The sequence below is a fragment of the Blastococcus aggregatus genome, assembly GCF_900221005.1.
Classification (GTDB): domain Bacteria; phylum Actinomycetota; class Actinomycetes; order Mycobacteriales; family Geodermatophilaceae; genus Blastococcus; species Blastococcus aggregatus.
This window is the reverse complement of the sequence record NZ_OBQI01000004.1, coordinates 486508-508932: the sequence shown is the minus strand read 5'-3', so window position 1 is coordinate 508932 and position 22425 is coordinate 486508. Positions and strand designations below refer to the sequence as shown.

The window sequence follows — 22425 nt, the reverse complement described above, 5'->3', positions numbered from 1 at the left end:
CGGTCTCATTCCGAACCCGGAAGCTAAGCCTTTCAGCGCCGATGGTACTGCCCTGGAGACGGGGTGGGAGAGTAGGACGCCGCCGGACAACCATTCCCCGACAGGGCCCCAGCATTCGTGCTGGGGCCCTGTCGGCATGTCTGCGTGGCCTCGCCCGAATCCCGGACTTTCGGTGCAGAAAGTCCACCGCCGGCCCCGGACTTCCGGTGCAGAAAGTCCGCCGCCGGCCCCGGACTTCCGGTGCAGGAAGTCCAGGCGTGACTAGCGGCGGGGCTCCTTGGTGGTGGCGCCGACGTTGTCGGCGAGCCAGGAGTTGAGCTGCGCCAGGTCCCGCCACGAGTCGCGCACGCGGTCCAGTACCGCCGGGGTGTGCAGCCAGTCCTCGGGCGTCCACTGCCGGGTGGCGTGCAGCGCCTTGTGCTTCAGCAGGTCCAGCCGCTCGGCGTCGGCCGCATAGCCGGCGGGAACGCGCACCAGGCGGTCACCCTCGATCGCCCAGCCGGCGATCCGCAGGCGCTCGATCTCCGCCTCCAGGCGGGAGCCCTGGACGGGATCGGCGACGGCGCGGCGGTAGCGCGCCACCTGGTCGCTCTCCAGGCGCCAGCTGCCACCCGAGACCAGCAGCCCGTCGGCGGAGATCTGCACGTACCAGGAGCCGGTGCCGCGGCCCTCGGGCGTGACGACCGCACCCTGATGGGTCTTGTACGGGGTCTTGTCGTGCGAGAAGCGGACGTCGCGATAGGGCCGGAACACCTTGGCGGTGCCGAACTCCGCGCCCAGCTCCTCGAGCAGGGCCAGCATGGGCGCGCGGACGAACGAGTCGTACTCCGCCTTGTGCGCCGTCCAGAAGGTCTTGCTGTTGTCCGCCTCGAGCCCCTCGTAGAAGACCAGCCCTTCATCAGGGAAGCCGGAGAAGCTCACGATCGGTCTCCTTCGTCGTCGTCGCCGTGCAGCAGTGCGTGCCAGCGGAGCTCGCGCAGCGGCGGCCCCCCGGTGTCGAGGGTGCGTGCCCAGCCGTCGGGCTCCCAGCCCGCGGACTCGAAGAAGGCGGCGGACACCCCGTCGGCCTCCGGCAGCCAGGTGCGCAGCCGATCGACGCCCTGGGCCCGGGCGAGGTCGACGACCGCGGCGAGCAGCCGGCTGCCGTGTCCGCGGCGTCCCCACCGCGGCTCCACCAGCAGGGTGGTGATGTCGGACAGGGGCCCGTCCGCGGACGGGGGCTCGCCGTCGGTCAGCTCCGCGGGCCCGAAGGCGGTGAACCCGACGACGGCGCTGCCCTCCAGCGCCACGAGCACCACGTGCCCGGGGGTGGGCGGTGCCTCGACGGCGGCGCGCCAGGTCGCGGCGGCGGCGGCCTCGTCCCAGCTGTCCAGCACCTCCGCGGGCAGCAGCGACCGGTACGCGGTCCGCCAGGCGACGGCCTGCACGCGGGCGATGTCCGGTGCCTCCGCAGGCCGGGCGGGACGCACCGACACGTCGGCGGAGCCGGTCAGGCGGGGGAACGGCGTGGGGTCCACGTCGGCGAGCCTAGGCAGCAGGGCGCGGTGCGCGGTCTGTCGGTGCCTGGCGGCAAGATCGGGCCCGTGACCAGTGTTCCCCGGCTGACGGCCGCCCTGGCCCGGCGCATCGCGCTGGCGGCCCAGGGTTTCGCCGTGCCCCGACCGGCGACGCCGGTGGGCACCCGGCAGCTGCGGGCCACGGCGGAGCGGCTGGCGGTCGTCCAGATCGACTCGGTCAACGTGCTCTCCAGATCGCACTACCTGCCGTTCTTCAGCCGGCTCGGGCCCTATGCGCGCCCGTCACTGGACACCCTCACCGACGGCCGGGGTGCCGTCTTCGAGTACTGGGCGCACGAGGCGTCGTTCCTGCCGGTGCGGCTGCACCCGCACCTGCGCTGGCGCATGGCGGCCGCGGACACCCTGGCGTGGGGCTCGATGACCCGGGTTGCCCGGGAGCGGCCGGAGTACGTCGCCGCCCTCGTCGAGCGGGTGCGCCGAGACGGCCCGCTCCGGGCCGCCGAGCTCGGGGAGGCGCGTCCCGACCGGCCCGGCAGCATGTGGAACTGGCACGCCGGCAAGGCGGCGCTCGAGTACCTCTTCTTCACGGGCGTGCTCACCGCCCGGGGACGGACGGCCGGCTTCGAGCGGGTCTACGACCTGACCGAGAGGGTGCTGCCCGCGGCGGTTCTCGCCCAGCCGGTGCCGGAGCGCGCCGATGCCGTCCGCGAGCTGGTCCGCACCGCCGCCCGAGCCCTGGGCGTCGCCACCGAGAAGGACCTGCGGGACTACTTCCGGCTCTCGCCGGGGGACGCGCGCACCGCGATCGCGGAGCTGACCGACGCCGGCGAGCTGACCGCCGTCGAGGTGGACGGCTGGGGCCGGCCGGCCTGGCTGGACCCGGCGGCCCATCGCCCGCGCTGGATCCGTGCGCGGGCGCTGCTGAGCCCCTTCGACTCCCTGGTGTGGGAGCGGCCGCGCGTCGAGCGGATCTTCGGTTTCCGCTACCGGCTGGAGATCTACACGCCGGCGCCCAAGCGGGTGCACGGCTACTACGTGCTGCCCTTCCTGCTGGGGGACCGCCTGGTGGGGCGGGTGGACCTCAAGGCCGATCGCCAGGCGTCGGTCCTGCGCGTGCAGTCCGCCTTCGCGGAGGACGGCGTCGTCCACGGTCAGGTGGCCGGCGAGCTCGCCGACGAGCTGCGGCTGATGGCCGACTGGATGGAGCTCGACGACGTCGTCGTGGGGGAGCGCGGCGACCTCGCCGGCGAGCTCAGCCGGGTTGTGGCGAGGCGCTGAGCCCGCCCGCCTCGACGACGAGGCCGCCCAGGACCACGACGGCGTGGATGCGCAGATCGGCCGCGTGCTCGTCGTGGGTGCGCTCCACGGCGCCGTCGGTACCGATGCCGCCCACTCCCCGGAACCGCCACCACACCCGCCAGTCCGCCGGGACCCGCACGACCAGCCCGGCCATGCCCATCCGGACGGTGAGGTCGACGCCGCGCGCGGGGAGCGGCAGGGCGGTCAGGTCGATCTCCCCGCCGGCCATCGCCAGGTCCACGCGCAGCCGCGACAGGTCGGCGTTCGTGGGACGCAGCTCGAGCCCGTTGTGGGTGACCGTCCGGCGGATGCTCGTGCTCGTCGCGTCGCCCTCGTCCCGGCGCCACGCCGTGAGGACGCCGGCGAGTGCCACCAGTGCCTGGAAGGTGAACCAGCCGACCACCCAGGGCCGCAGCCTGCGGAGCACGGACGACCAGTTCGGGTTCCTCATGGGGGCAGCCTGCCGCCGCGCGATGCGGAGGACCAGGGGCGGCGGGCTCAGCCCGGCGGCGTCCCGGCGGGCGGCAGGCCGGCGAGCCGGCTGACGAGGGCCAGCCCGCCGGGGTCGCCCGGCCAGTGCCGGGCGAGCGCGTCGGCACCGGCGCGCCTGGTCACCGACCGCAGCGTCCAGGCGACCACGATCACGTCGTCGGCGTAGCCGAGGACCGGGATGACGTCCGGGACCAGGTCGATCGGCATGAGCAGGTAGCCCAGCAGCAGCCACAGCCGGATGCGGACCCCGCGGGGGAGCGAGCCGTCGGCGGCCAGGCGGCGCACGAGGCGGACCACGTCGGGAAGCAGGCGGAGAGCCGTGCGGGCGGTGAGCTCGTCGGTGCGTGCCCGCCACAGCAGCGCGAGCAGGATCAGCCAGAGGAGCAGCAGGCCACCGACCACGACGGCCAGCGTCCGCACCCATTCCACGGGCCCAGTCTGCCGCTGCCCTCGCCGTACGCTCTCGGCGTGCCCGACATCGTGCCGCTGAAGGTCCAGGTCGTCGCCCAGACGCGGTTCACGCCGCCGGCGGACGTCCCGTGGACGACCGACGCCGACGGGGGCCAGGCGCTGGCCGAGTTCGCCGGGCGGGCGTGCTACCAGTCGTGGGACAAGCCCAACCCGGCGACGGCGACGAACGCCGCCTACCTGCGGCACCTGCTCGAGGTCGGTCACCTCTCGGTCCTCGAGCACGGCAGCGTGAGCATGTACCTGACCGGGGTCTCCCGGTCCCTCACCCACGAGCTGGTCCGGCACCGGCACTTCTCCTACAGCCAGCTCTCCCAGCGGTACGTCCCGGAGCGGGACGCCGAGATGGTGGAGCCGGCCGTCATCGCGGAGGATCCGGAGCTGCACGCGCTCTTCCAGGCCGCCACGGGCGCGGCGACCGAGGCCTACGACGCCCTCCTCGCCGGCCTGGAGCAGCGGTTCGCCGACCAGCCCAACGCCACGCTGCGGCGCAAGCAGGCGCGGCAGGCGGCGAGGTCGGTGCTGCCCAACGCCACGGAGACGCGCATCGTCGTCACGGGCAACTACCGCGCCTGGCGGCACTTCGTCGCCATGCGGGCCAGCGAGCACGCCGACGTGGAGATCCGCGAGCTGGCGATCGCCTGCCTGCGCGAGCTGCAGCGGGTGGCCGGCAACGTGTTCGGCGACTTCCGCATCAGCACGCTGCCCGACGGCAGCCAGGTGGCCGCCAGCCCCCTCGTGGGCGAGGGCTGAGGCCCCTGGGGCGGATGCGCTCCGGACTCACGGACCGTCGGCCGGTCGCCGTAGTCTCGGGTGCGTGGCAGCGCCGATCGACACCCAGTACGAGGACCTCCTGCGGCGGATCCTGGAGCAGGGCACGCCGAAGCAGGACCGCACGGGCACCGGCACCCTGAGCCTGTTCGGGGAGCGGCTCCGGTACGACCTCACCGAATCGTTCCCGCTGGTGACGACGAAGAAGGTGCACTTCAAGTCGATCGCCGTCGAGCTGCTGTGGTTCCTGCGGGGGGACAGCAACGTGGGCTGGCTGCGCGACCAGGGTGTGACGATCTGGGACGAGTGGGCCTCGCCCGAGGGCGAGCTCGGGCCGGTCTACGGCGTGCAGTGGCGGTCCTGGCCGGCGCCGGACGGGCAGCAGATCGACCAGATCTCCGCGGTGCTCGACACGCTGCGCTCGGACCCCGACTCCCGGCGCATGATCGTCTCCGCCTGGAACGTCGGCGCCCTGCCGGAGATGGCCCTGGCACCCTGCCACGCGCTGTTCCAGTTCTACGTCGCCGACGGCAAGCTCTCCTGCCAGCTCTACCAGCGCAGCGCGGACATGTTCCTCGGCGTCCCGTTCAACATCGCCAGCTACGCGCTGCTCACCCGCATGGTCGCAGCCCAGGTCGGCCTCGAGCCCGGCGACTTCATCTGGGTCGGCGGGGACTGCCACATCTACAGCAACCACGTCGCGCAGGTGAGCGAGCAGCTCTCCCGCGAGCCGCTGCCGTTCCCGACCCTCGAACTGGCCCCGGCGCCGTCGCTGTTCGACTACACCTACGACCACGTCACCGTGCACGACTACCGCTCGCACGCCGCGATCCGCGGCGCCGTGGCCGTCTGACCGGCGGCCGCCCGTGATCGGCATGGTCTGGGCCCAGGGCCGCGACGGGGTGATCGGTGCCGACGGCGGGCTGCCCTGGCACCTGCCCGAGGACCTGGCGCTCTTCCGCCGGCTCACCACGGGGTCGACGGTGGTCATGGGCCGCCGCACCTGGGAGTCGCTGCCCGAGCGCTTCCGGCCCCTGCCCGGCCGGGTCAACGTCGTCCTGACGTCGGACGACGGATGGTCGGCCGACGGTGCGCTGCGAGCCGCCTCGGTCGACCAGGTGCTCGCCGAGCACCGCTCGTGCTGGGTGATCGGTGGGGGAGCGGTGTACGCCGCGTTCCTGCCCCACGCCGACCGGCTGGTCGTCACCGACGTCGACGTCCAGGTCGACGGGGACACCTGGGCGCCGGTGCTGGACGACACCTGGACCCGCACCACGCGGACGCCGGAGCAGGGCTGGTCGGAGTCCGCCTCGGCGGGGTTGCGCTACGCGGTGACGGAGTACGAGCGCGCCGTCGTGGGCGGCCCGGTGCCCGAACGTGCGGCTCGGTAGATTCAGCCCATGACCACCGACCCCGCCCGGCCCTTCGGGCGCGTGCTGACGGCGATGGTCACGCCGCTGGCCGAGGACGGGTCCATCGACCTCTCCGGCGCGCAGGAGCTGGCCGCGCACCTCGTCGACCGGCAGGCGCACGACGGCCTCGCCGTCCTGGGCACGACCGGCGAGTCCCCGACCATGAGCGACGGGGAGTCGCACGCCGTCCTCGAGGCGGTCATCGACGCGGTCGGCGACCGCGCCACCGTCCTGGCCGGCGTCGGCACCAACGACACCGCCCACACCATCGAGCGGGCGCGGGCCGCGGAGCGGCTGGGCGCCGACGGCCTGCTGGTCGTCACCCCGTACTACAACAAGCCCCCGCAGGCCGGACTGCTCCGGCACTTCACCGCGGTCGCCGACAGCACCGACCTGCCGGTGATGCTCTACGACATCCCGCACCGCTCGGCGGTGCCGATCGAGGTCGAGACCTTGGTGCGCCTCGCCGAGCACCCGGGGATCGTCGCGGTGAAGGACGCCAAGGGCGACTTCGGCGCTTTGGCCTGGACGAAGGCGCGCACCGACCTGGCCTTCTACAGCGGCGACGACATGCTCAACCTGCCGATCCTCGCGATGGGCGGCGTCGGCGTGGTCAGCGTGGTCGGCCACCTGGTCGGCCCCCGGCTGGCCGAGCTCGTCGCCGCCGTCGAGGCCGGCGACCTGGCGCGTGCGCGCGCCGTGAACGACAGCCTGCTGCCGGTCTACACCGGCATCTTCCGCACCCAGGGCGCGATCCTGGTCAAGGCGGCGCTCAACGCTCTCGGCCTGCCGGCCGGCCCGCTGCGGCCGCCGCTGATCGAGGCGACCGACGAACAGCTCGCGCAACTGCGCATCGACCTCGCCGACGGAGGCATTCAACTGTGAGTGGCACCCGATGAGTGGCGTAGCCACCCAACCGCACCTGGGCCTCAAGGCCCCGCCGCCGCTCCCCGAGGGTGGTCTGCGCGTCATGGCGCTGGGCGGCCTGGGCGAGATCGGCCGCAACATGGCGGTGCTGGAGTTCGACGGGCAGCTGCTCGTGATCGACTGCGGCGTCCTCTTCCCGGAGGCCGAGCAGCCAGGCATCGACCTGATCCTGCCGGACTTCGGCGTGATCGAGCACCGCCTCGACGACATCACCGCCGTCGTCCTGACGCACGGCCACGAGGACCACATCGGGGCGATCCCGTACCTGCTGCGGCTGCGCGAGGACATCCCGCTGGTCGGCTCGCGGTTCACCCTCGCGCTGGTCAAGGCCAAGCTCCGCGAGCACCGCATCGACCCGGTGCTGGTCGAGGTCGCGGCCGGCGACGACCACCTCGCCGGGCCGTTCCACTGCGAGTTCATCTCGGTGAACCACTCGATCCCCGACGCGCTCGCCGTGGCCGTGCACACCCCGGCCGGGCTGCTGGTGCACACCGGCGACTTCAAGATGGACCAGCTGCCGCTCGACGGCGTCCTCACCGACCTCGGGGCCTTCGCCCGGCTCGGCGTCTCGGGCATCGACCTGCTGCTGTCGGACTCGACCAACGCCGAGGTGCCCGGCTTCGTCACCCCCGAGCGCAGCATCGGCCCGGTCCTCGACGACGTCTTCGCCCGCGCCACCCAGCGGCTGATCGTCTCCAGCTTCGCCAGCCACGTGCACCGCATCCAGCAGGTGCTCGACTGCGCGCACAAGCACGACCGCAAGGTGGCGCTGGTCGGCCGGTCGATGGTCCGCAACATGGGCGTCGCCCGCGACCTCGGCCTGCTTCACATGGCCCCGGGTCTGATGGTGTCCCTCGACGACGCGGCCAAGATGCCGCCCGAGCAGGTCGTGCTGGTGAGCACCGGTTCGCAGGGCGAGCCGCTCTCCGCGCTCGGGCGCATGGCCCGCGGCGACCACCACCAGGTCACCATCGAGCCCGGCGACACCGTCGTCCTCGCCTCGTCGCTGGTGCCGGGGAACGAGACGGCCGTCTACAAGGTGATCAACGGGCTGTCCCGGCTCGGCGCCACGGTCGTGCACAAGGAGACCGCGAAGGTGCACGTGTCCGGGCACGCGCCCGCCGGTGAGCTGCGCACCCTGCTCAACGTGGCCAAGCCGCGCTACCTGATGCCCGTGCACGGGGAGTGGCGGCACCTGCGTGCCCACGCCAAGCTCGCCGAGGAGACCGGCATGCCGGCCGACCGGGTCCTGCTCGCCGAGGACGGCGTCGTCATCGACCTGGTCGACGGCAAGGCGACGATCGTCGGCAGCGTGCCCATCGGCAACGTGTACGTCGACGGGCTCAACGTCGGCGACGTCGGCGAGGAGTCCCTGCAGGCGCGGCGGATCCTGGGCGACGAGGGCTTCGTGGCGCTCACCGTCGTGGTGGAGCCGTCGACGAGGACCATCGTGCGGCCGGTGCACCTGTCGACCAAGGGGTTCTCCGACGACCCGTCGGCCTTCGACGAGGTGCTGCGCCTGGTCGAGGACAGCCTGCGGCGCGCGCTGCAGGACGAGAACGTCGACGCACACCGGATGTCGCAGATCATCCGTCGCACCGTCGGCAAGTGGGTGTCGGACAAGCACCGCCGTCGTCCGATGATCATCCCGACCGTGCTGGAGGTCTGACCTCAGAAGTCGCGGTCGGCGGTGCCGGACTCGGTGACGGCCGTGGCGGGGGACCGGTTCCCCGCGCGGTCGAACACCGTGGTGCTCGGCGTCCAGGTGACCGTGCCGGCGGTGCTGCTGGTGACGACGTTGCCGGCGACGTCCGGCGGGCCCAGGACGACGGTGAACGCGGTGCCCGGCGTGGCCGCCCAGCTCAGCCTGGAGCGGGTGGCCGCGCCGGAGGCGCCGAAGGTGGTCGTCGCGGTCACGTAGTTGCCGCCCAGCACGATCTGGCCGAGCGGCAGCTGGGCGGTGTTCGCCGCGTTCCAGACGGTCAGCACGTCACCCCCGGTGGCGGTGCTGTCGGTGATCCGCACGGTCACGTCCATGGCGGCGCCGGTCCACCCGGGGACGACGCTGTGCGGGTCCAGCACCTCGCCCCAGCCGAACGTGACGGTGTCGCCGGCGTCCGCCCGCCGGGCCGTCCCGCCGTTGGCGACCGTCACTGAGGTCGGGGCGGGGGCGGTGTTGTCCACCACCACCCCGAGCGGGTACTCCGCGGAGGTGTTCCCGGGGGTGGCCAGATCCGTGGCCCGCACCCACGCGGTGTAGGACCCCGCAGGCGCGTACGCCTCGGTCCGCGGCGATGTCCGGTGGCTGTACGTCACGCCCGGCGCGACGGCGACCAGGTCCATGGGCGGCAGGCCGGTGATACCGACGACGACCCTGCCCACCCCGCTGGCGGGCCGGGACGACGGATCGTCGCCGACCGTCGCGTACACCTGGTAGGAGCCGCCCTGGCGGATGAAGCCCGGGGTCCCGCCCTCGGACTTGACGACGACCGCGCCGCTGACGATCGGCGGCTTCCAGTCGGAGGCGCTGCTCAGGGACATGACCGGCGTCCCCGTGCTGACGGCGAACGCCGCCTCGGTCGCCCCGGAGACGTGCAGGGCGAGGCCGAGCGCCGCGAGGACGCCCAGGCCGCGGGCCGGGCGGCTACCCCGCACGACCGACCGCCTGCGGGCGGGACCGGACGACGGGGGCGCGTCCGTCGCGGCCCTCGTGCGCAGCGGCACGGGCGTGCACGGGGAGCGGGACGGTCGCGGGGGCCGGCCGCCAGATGAGCTCGATCGCCCAGAAGGCCAACGACAGCGCGAGCACGCCGACAGCCAGCCGCCCGGCTGGCGTGCCCAGCACACCCAGGACGTAGCCCGCGGCGGGCAGGCGCAGGACGACCAGGCCGACGGTGCCGTCGGCGGAGATCGTCCACTCCTCCCCGGCGTCGTTGGCGTCGCCGCGGGTGACGACGTCGGCGAGCTCGCCCCGCCAGACGATGCTCTGCACCCGGTGCGTCACGAACCGGTCGTGGCCCGGGTCGCGGTAGGTGACCAGGTCGCCGGAGACGAGATCGGCGGGGCGCACCACCCGGGTCACGACGAGGTCCCCGACGTCCAGCGCCGGGGCCATGCTGCCCGAGAGCACGCTCATCACGCGGACCGGCTGAGCGGAGCCGCCGGTGGCGCCCGCGCGAGCACCCCGCCGGCGCCGATCACGCTCCACGTGAGCAGGACGGCCACCGCACGCAGCAGCGGGCCCCGGTGCGCGCCGGTCAACTGCGCGCCTCCCAGGTGAACCCGGCCGTGCTGGTCAGCCCCTGGGCGGCGTTGGTGTCCAGGATCTCCGCGCTGAAGCGGTAGGAGATCCGGGTGTCGGTCGCCCACGAGGCCGTGGGATCGACCAGCGCGGTGGCGAAGGTCGTCGGGAAGGTGGAGAGCGAGCCGGAGAACAGGATGCCCGGGCCCAGGCCCGTGTGGTCGGCGGTGTCGGCGGTGAACGTCGCGCACGAGCCGAACGACGGGGCCGCGTCGGTGCCGCGGGTGATGGTGATCTTCACGTACGGGGCCAGCGCCCCGGCGTACGTGCCGTACAGCCGCACCCCGGCGGTCAGGGAGCCGGTGTAGCTGACCTGCAGGCAGTTGGTCGCCGGCGCTCCCGGGCGGGCGTTGGCCAGGGAGAGCAGCGCCGTCCCGGCGTCGTTGTCGGTGAGGACGACGGTCCCGGCCGAGAAGCTGTTGGCGGCGTTCTCGGTGGTCCCCGAGAGCGCGGCCATGGTGCCGCCGCCCAGGACCGTCGACGCGCCGAACAGCACCGCCAGCGTGAGCGTCAGCCTGGCGAGGACGCCGCCGCTCAGCCGCCGCGGGGCGCGACGGGGGTCGAGGCGAGGAGGAACCGCAGCTCGGTGCGTCGTCCCTGGTGCACGTCGGGCGCGCCCGGGGCCAGGGTCACGGAGACCGCCAGGGGCAGCCGCGTGCCGGGGTCGAGCCGCACGGGGACCGACGGCGCCTGGCGCAGCGAGGACCGCGGCCCGTCGAACACCACCTGGTCGCCGAGCGCGATGCGAAGCCACAGCTGTTCCTCCCATCCGGTGGGTGGGCCGATCTCCTGGACGGTGACGTCGACCGGGAGCCTGGTCTGCGAGATGAGGTGCGTGCGTGCGTGCGCGCCGCCCCGGTCGGTGGGCCGCACCTCGGCGCCGGAGAGCAGGTGCCCGGCCCCGTCGACGCCCACCTCGCCGCTGCGGACCAGGGAGGCGTCGACGGTGAGCGGCAGCGCCGGCGGTCCGGCCGCCGGGGCGAGCGCAGGGAGCGCGAGGAGGGCCAGTCCGGCACCGACCACTGCCCCCGCGATGCGCAGCGGGAGCCGTCTCATGCCGGCCTGCTCAGGCGGTGTCGGCGCGCCATGTGTAGGTGTGCGGGCCGGAGAAGTTCTCGCCCGGGCCGCGGGGGGTGGACGAGAGCTCGAGCCGGACCTTGTAGACGACGGTGTCGTTGTCCGCCCACAGCTCGCCGACGCCGTTCGGGCTGTAGACGACCCCGGTCCCGACACTGCCGTGGTCGGTCCGGAAGCCGGTGAGCGTGCCGCTGTAGAGCGACTGCGCGGAGACGAACCCGGTGCAGTCGGGGTAGACCGGAGTGCCCGTCTGGGTGCCCGCCTCGACGGTCATCGAGACGTAGGGGCCGACGCTGCCGACCGGCGTGCCCAGGTACAGGGCGACGGTGCTGCCGGCGGTGCCCGTGTAGGAGACCTTCACGCACCGCTCGACGGTGTCGCCCGGCTCCTGGTTGTCGACGTCGTAGAGGAACGAGCCCGCGTCGTTGTCGGCGAGGTCGATCTCCCCGGCGTCGAACTGGTTGAGCGAGTTGTCAGTCGTGGCGCTCAGCGCGGCGGTCGTCCCGGCGACCCCGAGCACCCCCACCAGGGTGACGGCGGCGAGGGTGCCGAGGACCTGGACCGGTGAGAAGCGGGATCGTGCTGCCGTGGTCATGGGGAAGCCTTCCGTGGCTGACGCGGTCGGGACGCAGGCCGCGATGCTCGACGGCCGATGATCGAACCGTGATCATCGAAGGCTCTTACGGACACCGGCCCGACCGGTCGAGCCGAAACTGTTGTCACTACAGCCGCGGCGAGAACTTTGTGGTTCCGGTATCCGATCGGTCGCGCCGACGGATGGAGCCGCTGCTCAGGCAGGCGGGACGGGCGGCGCCACGTCCCGCCGCAGCACCTCGCGGGGCCAGTGGTCCAGGCCCCGCCCGGCCTCCTCGCGCCGGATCTCGCGCAGCCCGGGCGTCAGCTCCGCCGGCGCGACCGGGCCGAACCCGAGCCGCCGGTAGTAGGGGCCGTTCCAGGGGACGTCGCGATAGGTGGTGAGCGTGACGGCCGGCAGGCCCTGCTCGCGCGCCCAGACCTCCAGGTGTGCCACGAGCTCCCGGCCGTGACCGTGCCCGGCCGCGTCCGGGTGCACGCTGACCTGCTCCAGGTGGGCGCAGCCGTCGACGACGTCGGCCAGCAGGTAGGCCACCGGCCGGTCGGCGTCGTCGGTGCGCACCCACGCCCGGCCGCCGTCGGCGTACCGGCGCAGCTCCTCCAGCGGCGGGGGCTCGTCGTCGGCGACGAGGTGCATGCCGATCGCGGCGAAGGACCGCCCGGCCGCGCGCTCGATCTCCCGCAGCAGCGGCAGGTCGTCCTCGCGGGCCGGGCGGAGCGTCACGTCCCGACCACCTCGATGGGGGTGATGCCCTCCGCAGCGGGGAGGTCGAAGCCCCAGACCTGGGCGTAGAAGGAGAGCTCCCCGTCCAGTGCCGCGCGGATGTTCCCGGCCTTGCGGAACCCGTGCTGCTCGCCCTGGAACAGCAGGTAGGCGTGCGGCACGCCCTTCTCCCGGAGGGCGGCGACGATCGCCTCCGCCTGGTCGGGGGGCACGATCGCGTCCTCGTCCCCCTGGAACACCGCCAGCGGGGTGTCGAGCGCGTCCACGTGGTTGATCGGGGAGCGTGCGGCGTAGACGTCGGCACCCGCGGGCCAGGGGGCGACCAGGCCGTCGAGGTACCGGGACTCGAACTTGTGCGTCTCCGCCGCCAGGGCGCCGAGATCGGCGACGCCGTAGTGGCTGGCGCCCGCGGTGAACACGCCCGGGCGCATGGAGAGCGCGGCCAGCGTCGTGTAGCCGCCGGCCGAGCCGCCGCGGATGGCCATCCGGGCGGGGTCCACCCGGCCGGCGGCGGCGAGGTGCCGGGCACACGCGACGACGTCGTCCAGGTCCACCACGCCCCACCGGCCCTGGAGTGCGTCGCGGTACCGGCGCCCGTAGCCGGTGGAGCCGCGGTAGTCGACGTCGGCGACGCAGAACCCCCGCGAGGTCCAGTACTGGACGGCGAGGTTGAGCACCGGTGAGGCCGCCGACGTCGGGCCGCCGTGGACCACGACCAGCAGCGGTGGGAGGTCGCCCTCGGGCAGGGAGACGTCCGGGTTCGCCGGTGGGTAGACCAGGGCGTGGGCGACGCCGATGCCCGTGCCGGCCTCCTCGGTCGGGAACGAGACGTGCTCGGGTCGGGAGAACCAGGCCGGGTCGATCCCGAGCTCGCGCGCGGGGCGCAGGACGCGGGCCCCGCCGCCGTCGAGCGGCACCTGCAGCACGACCGGCTCGCTGTCCGGGCCGCCGGCGACGCACACCACGTCCTGGCCCACCGTGACGAGGTCGCGGAGCGCGGCGTAGGGGAGCGGGACCTCGCGCACGGCGCCGTCGGGGGAGAGCACCGCCAGTCGGTCGGCGCCGTCGCGGCCGTAGGCGAGGGCGATGCGCCCGTCGGGCAGCAGGGCGAAGCGGCTGCCGCCGAACACCCACTGCGGGCCGGCGATGTCGCTCCCGACGTCCAGCACCAGCTCGGCCTCCCCGCCGGCCCGCCACCGGTACAGCGACCAGAAGTTGGTGCGGTCGCAGAGGAACCACAGCGTGCCGTCGGCGGCCCACACCGGCTGGACGACCGACTCGCCGGACCCGCCCGCGACGACGGTCTCCATGCCGTCGGCCGCGCGGACGACCAGCTGCGCGGCGTCCCACGGCATGGAGGGGTGGTCCCACTGCAGCCAGGCGAGCTCGCCGCCGGGCCCGGGACGGGGGTCGGAGACGAAGTCGGGGCCGCTGACCAGCACCTCGGAGCCGTCGGGGCCCACCCGGACGATCTCGTTCACGACGTCGGCGGCGGGGGTGTGCTCGGCCGGGTGGGTCTCCCGGACGGCGAGCACGGTGCCGCCGTCGACCCGCAGGTCGGCGTACCGGACCCCGGCCCGGACGGCGGGCTCCGGGGTGACCGCGACCGGCCGGTCGCTGCCGGGGTCGATCCGGTACAGCCGCTGGTCGGAGAACTCGGTGAACCACAGCGTGCCGTCGGCGACCGTCCACGCGCCGCCGCCGTACTCGTGCACCCGGGTGCGGGCGTTCCACGGGGCGGGGAGCACGTCGGCGACCGCGCCGTCGGCGCCACAGCGCACGAGCACCGACCGGCCACCCTCGTCGGGACGGGATTCCGACCACCACACGTCGCCGGGACCGGTGGGGGAGCCGTCCACGACCACCTCGCCGATCCGGGCGGCCGCGCGGACCACCAGCTCGGAGGTGATCGGGGTCGGCCAGCTGCCATGTCGACGAGGGGCACGGTGGTGCGTCGGGCTCATGGCTGTGACGTTATGAGATGGGTCGCCGGTGCGGGACACGACGCTCTGCCTGCCCGTTCGCGGCCTCCACGCGGATTACCGTTCGACACATGCCTGCCCGCACCACGTCGACGCGCCCGGCGTCCCCCCGGAAACGCTCGGGCTCGACCGCTGCGAGCAAGAAGCGGCCGGCCGCCAAGCGCACCGGCAACCGTCGCCCGCCCGCCAAGAAGCAGGACTCCGGCTTCAACCTCTGGCGAGCCGCGAGCGGCACCTGGGGGCTGCTCGCCCGGGGAGCCGGTGGACTGGCCCGGTCGGTGGCCCGTCCGGAGGAGGCCGAACCGCTCGCGCCCGAGCACCGCCGTGACGGCGTGGGGCTGGCGTTCCTCGGTCTGGCCATCGTCCTCGGCGCCGCGGCGTGGAGCCACGGCATCGGTCCCGTCGGCGAGGCCCTGACCGACGGCGTCCGCTGGGTCATCGGCTCGCTGGTGATGGTGCTGCCGGTCGTCCTGTTCTTCACCTCGCTGCGACTGCTGCGCCGCGGCCCGCGTCCCGAGGCCCGCGGGCGGCTGGTGATCGGCTGGCTGTGCACGGTCGCCTCGGTGCTCGGCATCGCCCAGGTCGTCGGCGAGCCGGCCGACCCCGAGGCCGGCCTCCCGGGATCCGGCGGGATCATCGGCTGGGGCGTCGGCACGCCGCTGGTGACCGGCATGGGCAGCGTCGTCACCGTCGTCCTGCTCGCGCTGCTCGCGTTCTTCGGCCTGCTGGTCATCACCGCCACGCCGGTGCACCAGATCCCCGAGCGGATGCGCGAGGTCGCCGACCGGCTGCTCGGTCGCAACGACGACGACGACGAGTACGACGACGACGAGTACGAGGAGGAGGAGCTCGCCCCGACCGGGCGGCGGCACCGCCGGAAGCTGTCGGAGGACCTCCTCGCCACCGGGCCGATCGACCACGGGGCGATGGCGCAGGCCGCCGAGGCCACCCTCACCACCGAGCCCGAGCACACCGAACTGCGGCCCGCGCTGCCCCGGCCGCCGGTCGTCGACCGCACCTTCCCGGCCGAGGACCTGCCCCCGATCACCGAGCCGGAGCAGCTGTCCATCCAGCCGGTCGAGGGGCACTACATCCTCCCGGCCCTGTCGATGCTGCGGCCCGGCGATCCGCCGCGGGCCCGGTCCAAGGCCAACGACGTCGCGATCGAGGCGATCAGCGGCGTGCTCGACCAGTTCAACATCGACGCGGCGGTCACCGGGTTCACCCGCGGACCGACGGTCACCCGGTACGAGGTGGAGCTCGGCCAGGGCGTCAAGGTCGAGAAGATCACCCAGCTGACGAAGAACATGGCCTACGCCGTGGCCAACGACAACATCCGCATCCTGGCGCCGATCCCGGGCAAGTCCGCCGTCGGCATCGAGGTGCCCAACACCGACCGCGAGAAGGTCAGCCTCGGCGACGTCCTCCGGTCGGGAGCGGCCAAGCAGGACCCGCACCCGATGCTCGTGGGCCTGGGCAAGGACATCGAGGGCGGCTTCGTCTGCGCCAACCTCGCGAAGATGCCGCACCTGCTGGTCGCCGGCGCCACCGGCGCCGGCAAGTCCAGCTGCGTCAACTCGATCCTGACCTCGCTGCTGCTGCGGGCCACGCCCGACCAGCTCCGGATGATCCTGATCGACCCGAAGATGGTCGAGCTGACGCCGTACGACGGCATCCCGCACCTGATCACGCCGATCATCACCGACCCCAAGAAGGCGGCCACCGCGCTGGCCTGGCTGGTCGAGGAGATGGAGCAGCGCTACCAGGACATGAAGTCCACCGGGGTGCGGCACATCGACGACTTCAACCGCAAGGTCGAGAACGGCGAGATCACCGCGCCGCCCGGCAGTGAGCGGGTGTACCGGCCCTACCCCTACATCCTGGCGATCGTCGACGAGCTCGCGGACCTGATGATGGTGGCCCCGCGCGACGTCGAGGAGCACATCGTCCGCATCACGCAGAAGGCGCGCGCGGCCGGCATCCACCTGATCCTCGCGACGCAGCGGCCGTCGGTCGACGTCGTCACCGGTCTGATCAAGGCCAACGTGCCCTCGCGCCTGGCCTTCTCCACGTCCAGCCTCACCGACAGCCGCGTCATCCTCGACCAGCCCGGCGCGGAGAAGCTGATCGGCATGGGTGACGCGCTGTTCATGCCCATCGGCGCGGGCAAGCCGATGCGCGTGCAGGGCGCCTTCGTCACCGACGCCGAGATCGAGGCGGTCGTCGAGTTCAGCAAGCGCCAGGCGGAGCCGGAGTACCGCGAGGAGGTGTTCTCCGCAGGCAGCGCCGGCGAGAAGAAGGACATCGACGAGGACATCGGCAACGACCTGGACCTGCTGCTCCAGGCCGTCGAGCTCATCGTCACCAGCCAGTTCGGTTCCACCTCGATGCTGCAGCGCAAGCTGCGCGTGGGCTTCGCGAAGGCCGGCCGGCTGATGGACCTCATGGAGAGCCGCGGCATCGTCGGCCCCTCCGAGGGATCCAAGGCGCGCGACGTGCTGATCAAGCCCGACGAGCTGGAGTCCGTGATGTTCACCTTGCGCGGCGGGGCGGCCTGACGCGCGGAGGACGGGGATCACTCCCCGGAGCGGGGAGGACGGCGGTCCGGGCGACTACGATGTCCCGGTGACAGCTGCGCCCTCCTCTGCCCGGAAAGTGGCGGTGGTGACCCTCGGGTGCGCCCGCAACGAGGTCGACTCGGAGGAGCTGGCCGGTCGGCTGGCCGCCGGTGGCTACGAGCTCATCGACGACGCGGACGCCGCGGACGCCGTGCTGGTGAACACCTGCGGGTTCATCGAGTCGGCCAAGAAGGACTCCGTCGACGCGATCCTCGCCGCCACGGACTCCGGCGCCCCCGTCGTCGCCGTCGGCTGCATGGCCGAGCGATACGGCTCGGAGCTCGCCGGCGCGCTCCCCGAGGCCACCGTCCTCGGCTTCGACGACTACGCGCAGATCGGCGACCGGCTCGACGACGTCATCGCCGGCCGGCCGCTCGTACCGCACACCCCGCGGGACCGCCGCACGCTGCTGCCGATCAGCCCCGTGCAGCGCACCGCCGCCACCACCGCGGTCGACGCCCCGGCGATCCCCGGCCACGACTGGCTGCGCCGCAAGCGCCTGGCGTCGGGCCCCATGGCCGCGCTCAAGCTCGCCTCCGGCTGCGACCGCCGCTGCGCCTTCTGCGCCATCCCCACCTTCCGGGGCGCCTTCGTCTCCCGCCCCCCGGCCGAGGTGCTGGGCGAGGCGCACTGGCTCGCCGGCCAGGGCGTCACCGAGCTGGTGCTGGTCAGCGAGAACTCGACCTCCTACGGCAAGGACCTCGGCGACCTGCGCTCGCTGGAGAAGCTGCTGCCGGAGCTGGCCGCCGTCCCGGGCATCGTCCGGGTGCGGGTCGCCTACCTGCAGCCGGCCGAGCTGCGCCCGGGTCTGCTGGACCTCATCGCCACCACCCCGGGGATCGCGCCCTACTTCGACCTGTCGTTCCAGCACTCCTCGCCGACCCTGCTGCGCCGCATGCGCCGGTTCGGCGGGACCGACGACTTCCTCCGCACCATCGAGCGGGCCCGCAGCCTGGCGCCCGGCGCCGGCTTCCGCACCAACGTCATCCTCGGCTTCCCGGGGGAGACCGAGGAGGACGTCGCGGAGCTGGAGCGCTTCCTGACCCTCGGCCGGCTGGACGCCGTCGGCGTGTTCGGCTACTCGGACGAGGACGGCACCGAGGCCATCGGCCTGCCCGGCAAGCTCGACCAGGTCGAGATCGATGCCCGCGTCCGCCGGATCACCGACCTGGTCGAGGAGCTCACGGCCCAGCGTGCGGAGGACCGGATCGGCGAGCGCGTCGAGGTGCTGCTCACCGAGGACCTGTCCGCCGAGGAGGGTCCGGGGAGCTGGCTGGGGCACGCCGCGCACCAGGATCCCGACGCCGACGGCACCACCACCGTCGCCGGGGTGCCCGAGGGCGCGGTCGCCGGGCAGCTGGTCGAGGCCGTCGTCGAGGGCACCGAGGGCGTCGACCTGGTCGCCCGGGCCGTCGTGCCGGCCGGAGCGGGAACCGGCCGGTGACGGCATGAGCGAGGTGCTGCCGGACCCGGCCGCGACGCCGCCGCAGACGGCTCGCCTCGTGAACCTGCCCAACGCGCTCACCGTGCTCCGCCTGGCGGTGGTGCCGGTCTTCGCCGCCCTCCTGCTCCAGGACGAGGGGCTCGACGACGCCGGCCGCTACTGGGCGACGCTGGTGTTCGCGCTGGCGATCATCACCGACCGGTACGACGGGATGATCGCCCGCCGCACCGGCCAGGTCACCGAGTTCGGCAAGCTCGCCGATCCGATCGCCGACAAGGCGCTCACCGGCACCGCGCTCATCGGGCTCTCCGCGCTGGGGCTGCTGCCCTGGTGGGTGACCTGGATCATCCTGGTCCGCGAGGTCGGGGTCACGGTGCTCCGGTTCTGGGTCATCCGGCACGGGGTCATCGCGGCCAGTCGCGGCGGCAAGCTCAAGACCGTCGCCCAGGCGCTGGCCATCGGGCTGTACATCCTGCCGCTGACCGGGCTGCTGGCCACCGGGCGCTGGTGGGTGATGGCGCTGGCCCTCGTGCTCACCCTCGTCACCGGGCTCGACTACGTCGTGCGTGCGCTCCGGCTGCGCCGGACGAGTGCCCGGGCCATGAAGGCCGCGGCCGCGCGCCGCTCGGCCGCGGGCAGCGCGGATCCCACCGGCACGCGGACCGACACCGCCGCCTGATGGGGTCGGCTGCCGAGCTGCACCGGGCCCTGCTCTTCCGGCGCGAGACCGTGGCCGCCGCCGAGTCGCTGACCGCCGGGCTGTTCTGCGCGCGGCTGGCCGAGGTCCCCGGGGCCAGCGCCACGCTGCGCGGGGGCGTGGTCGTCTACGCGACCGACCTGAAGACCGCGCTCGCCGGCGTGCCGGCCGGGGTGCTCGCCGCGCACGGTCCGGTCAGCCCGGAGACCGCCGCCGCACTCGCCGACGGCGTGCGGGAGCGGTGCGCCGCCACGTGGGGGGTCGGGCTCACCGGTGTCGCCGGCCCCGATCCGGTCGACGGGCACGGCCCCGGGCGCGTCTACCTCGGGCTCTCCGACGGCGCGCGGACCGACGTCGTCCAGCTCGACCTGCCCGGCGACCGGGCCGCCGTCCGGGCGGCTGCCGTCGATGCGGCGGTCGACGCGCTCCTCGCGCGACTGGGCTGAGCGCGGGGAAGCGCGGCGGGTACCGGCGCGTTACGCCGTGAGAGGACGCGAGCCGGGTGGGCCAGCCACCGGGCGCGGCGCCGCGTACCGTGAGCGCACGGCGCTCGCGAAGGGCGCCGGTGCTTCCCCCGCTCGCAGGACAGGAGAGTGGCCATGTTGCTGCTGCGTACCCAGCTCGGGAGCACCCTGCGGGGTCACCGGCTGCGTCAGCGCCGAACGCTGCGCGACGTCTCGGGTGCCGCCCGGGTCAGCCTCGGCTACCTCTCCGAGGTCGAGCGCGGCCAGAAGGAGGCCTCCTCCGAGCTGCTCGCCTCCATCTGCGATGCCCTCGACGTCGAGCTGGCCGACCTGCTGGCCGAGGTGAGCCTGGAGATGCGGGTCGCCGGTGCCGGCGGTGTCCGCGCGCTCGCCCACCCCGCGCCGGCCGAGGCCGCCGAGGCGGCCGCCGCCGAGGAGCAGCCCTCCGTCGAGGAGGCCGGCGTGCCCGCGGCCGAGCCCGCGCTCGCCCTGGTGGGCGCTCCCGCCCGCTCAGGTCTCCGCCGCGGCGAGGCGGTCTCGCTCGCCGCCTGATGTGCCGCAGCGTCCCGGGGTCGCGCTCGTGAACCCCACGCGCCGCGGCCTGCTCGACGGCGCCGCGCGGGCGTTCGCCGAGAACGGGCTCCGGCGCAGCACCATGCAGTCGGTGGCCGCGGCCGCCGGCGTCGCCAAGGCCACGCTGTACAACCACTTCCGGACCAAGGACGAGGTCGCCCGCGAACTGCTGGCCGTGGAGCTCGACCGGCTCAGCGCCCTGGCGGCCGGACTGCCGCCGGCGGGGGCGCTGGCCGCGCTCTCCGACGAGCTGGGCGGTCACCCGGTGCTGCGCCGGCTCGCGGCGACGGAGCCCGAGGCGCTCACGGGGCTGCTGGCCGTCGACGCCGTCGCGTGGGCGGACCTCCGGGACAGGCTGGCCGCCGCCCTGCGGATCGACGCCGACAGGGCCGAGCTGGCCGGCCGCTGGTTGCTCGGCGTCGTGCTGCAGCCGGGGCGCTCCCTCGACCGCCACCGCCAGGCCGCGCGCCTGGCCGGAGCCCTCGGCGCCGGTGAGCCCTCGGCTCAGGCCCGGCGCAGCGAGCGGGTGTAGACCGTCCGGTCGCACCCCGGACCGGCGTGGCCGGGGGAGGGGGCGGGAACGGCTCCGCAGTGCTCGGCCAGCCCGCGTGCCGCGGCGTCGTCCGGTCGGGCGACGCCCTGGACGGCCCGGGCCCCCGTCCCGGCGGCCAGCCCGGCGAACCGCTGGAGGAGCCGGGCGGCCAGCCCGCGACCGCGGTGGTCGGGGTGCACCGCCACGGCGTGCACGACGGCCAGCCGGTCGGCGGTGACCACCCCGAGCAGGTAGCCGGCGTCCCGGTCGTCCGGGGTGAGAGCGACCGCGCCGAAGCCGCCGAGCTGGTGGAAGAAGAGCGGATCGTGCAGGCCGACCTGCTCCTCGTCGGCCAGCACGGAGCCCGACCAGAACGAACCGCGGTGGTCGAGCAGGCGTGCCCGCAGCACCGCGGCGGAGAGCTCCTCGAACCCGACGAGCCGGAGCCCGCCGGTCATCGGGCTGCGCGCGCCGCGTCGACCTCCGCGCGCGTCGGCGGGTCGGCGCCGACCCGCGTGCAGTTCAGCGCGGCGACGAGGGCGGCGTCGTCGACGACGGCCAGCAGCCGCTCGTCGTCCAGGGCCTCCAGCGCGCCGCGGTCGGTGACGCCGGCAGCGAGCAGCCCGCTGAGCAGCCCCGCCGCGAGCGAGTCCCCGGCGCCCACGGTGTCGGCCACCTCGACCCGGGGGGAGTCGCGGTGCAGCACCGGCCGGCCCGGACGGGCGATCCGCAGCGGGGCGGCGCCGTCGGTGAGGAGCACGAGCGCCGGTCCGCGCGCGGCCCAGCGCCTGGCCACGTCGTCGAGGTCCGGAGTGCCGGGCTCCAGCCACTCGAGATCCTCCGCGCTGACCTTGACGACGTCGGCCTGCGCGACCAGCCGGTCCAGCCGGGCGGTGACCCCGGCGCGGTCGTTGCCGAGCGAGGCGCCGACCGGCCCGTCGGCCAGCGGGGGCCGGATGTTCGGGTCGACGCTGATCAGCGCCGTGCCGGCGAGGCGCTCGACCAGGGCGGCGATGGCGGTCGCGCCCGGCTCGGTCCAGCTGGAGATCGAGCCCACGTGCAGCACGGCCGTGCTCTCGGGCACCGAGCGCGCCAGCTCCTCGTCGGTCCACTGCCAGTCGGCGGCGCCGAGCACGTGGAAGCCGTAGTCGGGGGAGCCGTCGGGATGCAGGCCGATGACGGCCAGGCTCACCGGCTCGTCCGCGGCGACGAAACCGGTGACGTCCACCCCCGCGAGCTCGGCGTGCCGGCGGAGGGCGGCGCCCAGCGGGCCGGTGCCGAGCCGGGCCACCAGGGCGACCGGCGCACCGAGCCGGCCGGCGGCCACCGCGACGTTGAGGGCGTTGCCGCCGGGGCGTGCGACGTACTGGGGCGCGGTCCCCTCGGGGCCGGCTCCGGCACCCGGAACGGGCAGCAGATCGACGACCAGCTCGCCCAGGACGCACAGCTTCGGGATGGGTGCGGACACGGGGTAACGGTAGGTCGCCACGTCGAGGGTGACCGCGTTGGCTTGGAACGGCAGTCACCTGGGAC

Annotated in this window: 26 protein-coding genes and 1 rRNA gene; 13 read left to right on the top strand and 14 right to left on the bottom strand. The window is 74.2% G+C overall.

Features of this window, described 5'->3' with window-relative positions; genetic code table 11:
* Positions 1 to 88: ribosomal RNA gene (gene rrf, locus CRP29_RS15705) — 5S ribosomal RNA — on the top strand; the annotation flags it as partial.
* A 173-nt stretch (positions 89 to 261) separates the two neighbouring features.
* Here the strand turns inward: rrf and CRP29_RS15700 are convergent.
* Together CRP29_RS15700 and CRP29_RS15695 are read right to left on the bottom strand one after the other, a co-directional pair.
* On the bottom strand, positions 262 to 921 hold the full coding sequence (locus CRP29_RS15700; RefSeq protein WP_097195974.1) for a DUF2461 domain-containing protein: 660 nt from the start codon (positions 919 to 921) through the stop codon (positions 262 to 264).
* Positions 918 to 1517, bottom strand: coding sequence for a GNAT family N-acetyltransferase (locus tag CRP29_RS15695; protein WP_097195973.1), 600 nt, complete (start codon positions 1515 to 1517; stop codon positions 918 to 920). The genes CRP29_RS15700 and CRP29_RS15695 overlap by 4 nt, the downstream gene beginning before the upstream one ends.
* Positions 1518 to 1583: 66 nt before the next feature.
* Between CRP29_RS15695 and CRP29_RS15690 the strand changes: the two genes are divergently transcribed.
* The gene (locus tag CRP29_RS15690) at positions 1584 to 2795 is read left to right on the top strand and encodes a winged helix-turn-helix domain-containing protein (protein WP_097196035.1); all 1212 of its coding nucleotides are present in this window, start codon (positions 1584 to 1586) and stop codon (positions 2793 to 2795) included.
* Here CRP29_RS15690 and CRP29_RS15685 read toward each other — a convergent pair.
* Together CRP29_RS15685 and CRP29_RS15680 are read right to left on the bottom strand one after the other, a co-directional pair.
* Positions 2770 to 3267: a hypothetical protein gene (locus CRP29_RS15685; protein ID WP_141437153.1), complete on the bottom strand. Its 498-nt coding sequence runs from the start codon at positions 3265 to 3267 to the stop codon at positions 2770 to 2772. The genes CRP29_RS15690 and CRP29_RS15685 overlap by 26 nt on opposite strands.
* A gap of 47 nt (positions 3268 to 3314) precedes the next feature.
* The gene (locus CRP29_RS15680; protein WP_097195971.1) at positions 3315 to 3737 is read right to left on the bottom strand and encodes a YkvA family protein; all 423 of its coding nucleotides are present in this window, start codon (positions 3735 to 3737) and stop codon (positions 3315 to 3317) included.
* A 39-nt stretch (positions 3738 to 3776) separates the two neighbouring features.
* Between CRP29_RS15680 and thyX the strand changes: the two genes are divergently transcribed.
* From thyX to CRP29_RS15655, 5 genes are all read left to right on the top strand, one after another.
* Positions 3777 to 4529 (top strand): FAD-dependent thymidylate synthase, encoded by a 753-nt coding sequence (gene thyX, locus CRP29_RS15675; RefSeq protein ID WP_097195970.1) that lies wholly within the window; start codon positions 3777 to 3779, stop codon positions 4527 to 4529.
* Positions 4530 to 4593: 64 nt separating this feature from the next.
* Positions 4594 to 5400 carry a thymidylate synthase gene (locus CRP29_RS15670; protein ID WP_097195969.1) on the top strand — a complete coding sequence of 269 codons (807 nt, stop codon included), beginning with the start codon at positions 4594 to 4596 and terminating at the stop codon, positions 5398 to 5400.
* A gap of 22 nt (positions 5401 to 5422) precedes the next feature.
* The gene (locus CRP29_RS15665) at positions 5423 to 5938 is read left to right on the top strand and encodes a dihydrofolate reductase (RefSeq protein WP_097196034.1); all 516 of its coding nucleotides are present in this window, start codon (positions 5423 to 5425) and stop codon (positions 5936 to 5938) included.
* Positions 5939 to 5947: 9 nt separating this feature from the next.
* The gene (gene dapA, locus CRP29_RS15660; RefSeq protein WP_097195968.1) at positions 5948 to 6844 is read left to right on the top strand and encodes a 4-hydroxy-tetrahydrodipicolinate synthase; all 897 of its coding nucleotides are present in this window, start codon (positions 5948 to 5950) and stop codon (positions 6842 to 6844) included.
* Between the two features lie 10 nt (positions 6845 to 6854).
* Positions 6855 to 8555 (top strand): ribonuclease J, encoded by a 1701-nt coding sequence (locus CRP29_RS15655; protein WP_097195967.1) that lies wholly within the window; start codon positions 6855 to 6857, stop codon positions 8553 to 8555.
* Positions 8556 to 8557: 2 nt separating this feature from the next.
* Here CRP29_RS15655 and CRP29_RS15650 read toward each other — a convergent pair whose 3' ends face one another.
* The 8 genes from CRP29_RS15650 to CRP29_RS15620 form a co-directional block, all read right to left on the bottom strand.
* Positions 8558 to 9541 (bottom strand): hypothetical protein, encoded by a 984-nt coding sequence (locus CRP29_RS15650; RefSeq protein WP_097195966.1) that lies wholly within the window; start codon positions 9539 to 9541, stop codon positions 8558 to 8560.
* Positions 9531 to 10022, bottom strand: a complete 492-nt coding sequence (locus CRP29_RS15645; protein WP_097195965.1) for a signal peptidase I — start codon at positions 10020 to 10022, stop codon at positions 9531 to 9533. Before CRP29_RS15645 ends, CRP29_RS15650 begins: the two co-directional genes overlap by 11 nt.
* Positions 10022 to 10147, bottom strand: coding sequence for a hypothetical protein (locus CRP29_RS23615; protein ID WP_281256810.1), 126 nt, complete (start codon positions 10145 to 10147; stop codon positions 10022 to 10024). Before CRP29_RS23615 ends, CRP29_RS15645 begins: the two co-directional genes overlap by 1 nt.
* Positions 10144 to 10683 (bottom strand): M73 family metallopeptidase, encoded by a 540-nt coding sequence (locus tag CRP29_RS15640; protein ID WP_097195964.1) that lies wholly within the window; start codon positions 10681 to 10683, stop codon positions 10144 to 10146. Before CRP29_RS15640 ends, CRP29_RS23615 begins: the two co-directional genes overlap by 4 nt.
* Before the next feature lie 38 nt (positions 10684 to 10721).
* A complete protein-coding gene (locus tag CRP29_RS22855) occupies positions 10722 to 11243 on the bottom strand; it encodes a hypothetical protein (RefSeq protein WP_176522999.1) in 522 nt (173 codons plus the stop codon).
* A gap of 10 nt (positions 11244 to 11253) precedes the next feature.
* Positions 11254 to 11859 carry a TasA family protein gene (locus tag CRP29_RS15630; protein WP_097195962.1) on the bottom strand — a complete coding sequence of 202 codons (606 nt, stop codon included), beginning with the start codon at positions 11857 to 11859 and terminating at the stop codon, positions 11254 to 11256.
* Positions 11860 to 12054: 195 nt separating this feature from the next.
* Entirely contained in the window at positions 12055 to 12582 is a 528-nt protein-coding gene (locus CRP29_RS15625) for a GNAT family N-acetyltransferase (RefSeq protein WP_245852849.1), read from the bottom strand.
* Entirely contained in the window at positions 12579 to 14546 is a 1968-nt protein-coding gene (locus CRP29_RS15620; RefSeq protein WP_097195961.1) for an alpha/beta hydrolase family protein, read from the bottom strand. The genes CRP29_RS15625 and CRP29_RS15620 overlap by 4 nt, the downstream gene beginning before the upstream one ends.
* An 89-nt stretch (positions 14547 to 14635) precedes the next feature.
* Here CRP29_RS15620 and CRP29_RS15615 point away from each other — a divergent pair, with 89 nt between their 5' ends.
* From CRP29_RS15615 to CRP29_RS15590, 6 genes are all read left to right on the top strand, one after another.
* Positions 14636 to 17122, top strand: a complete 2487-nt coding sequence (locus CRP29_RS15615; protein ID WP_097195960.1) for an FtsK/SpoIIIE family DNA translocase — start codon at positions 14636 to 14638, stop codon at positions 17120 to 17122.
* A 106-nt stretch (positions 17123 to 17228) separates the two neighbouring features.
* Positions 17229 to 18626, top strand: coding sequence for a MiaB/RimO family radical SAM methylthiotransferase (locus tag CRP29_RS15610; protein WP_245852847.1), 1398 nt, complete (start codon positions 17229 to 17231; stop codon positions 18624 to 18626).
* A gap of 4 nt (positions 18627 to 18630) precedes the next feature.
* On the top strand, positions 18631 to 19305 hold the full coding sequence (pgsA, locus tag CRP29_RS15605) for a CDP-diacylglycerol--glycerol-3-phosphate 3-phosphatidyltransferase (RefSeq protein WP_097195958.1): 675 nt from the start codon (positions 18631 to 18633) through the stop codon (positions 19303 to 19305).
* Positions 19305 to 19769, top strand: coding sequence for a CinA family protein (locus tag CRP29_RS15600; RefSeq protein ID WP_097195957.1), 465 nt, complete (start codon positions 19305 to 19307; stop codon positions 19767 to 19769). The genes pgsA and CRP29_RS15600 overlap by 1 nt, the downstream gene beginning before the upstream one ends.
* Positions 19770 to 19922: 153 nt before the next feature.
* Positions 19923 to 20339: a helix-turn-helix domain-containing protein gene (locus CRP29_RS15595; RefSeq protein WP_097196032.1), complete on the top strand. Its 417-nt coding sequence runs from the start codon at positions 19923 to 19925 to the stop codon at positions 20337 to 20339.
* Between the two features lie 28 nt (positions 20340 to 20367).
* Positions 20368 to 20892, top strand: coding sequence for a TetR/AcrR family transcriptional regulator (locus CRP29_RS15590; RefSeq protein ID WP_097196031.1), 525 nt, complete (start codon positions 20368 to 20370; stop codon positions 20890 to 20892).
* On the opposite strand, the gene CRP29_RS15585 is transcribed toward CRP29_RS15590, so the two are convergent.
* The gene (locus tag CRP29_RS15585) at positions 20865 to 21350 is read right to left on the bottom strand and encodes a GNAT family N-acetyltransferase (RefSeq protein WP_097195956.1); all 486 of its coding nucleotides are present in this window, start codon (positions 21348 to 21350) and stop codon (positions 20865 to 20867) included. The two genes, CRP29_RS15590 and CRP29_RS15585, sit on opposite strands and share 28 nt — an antisense overlap.
* Positions 21347 to 22360 carry a PfkB family carbohydrate kinase gene (locus tag CRP29_RS15580; RefSeq protein ID WP_097196030.1) on the bottom strand — a complete coding sequence of 338 codons (1014 nt, stop codon included), beginning with the start codon at positions 22358 to 22360 and terminating at the stop codon, positions 21347 to 21349. Before CRP29_RS15580 ends, CRP29_RS15585 begins: the two co-directional genes overlap by 4 nt.
* Between the last annotated feature and the right edge of the window lie 65 nt (positions 22361 to 22425).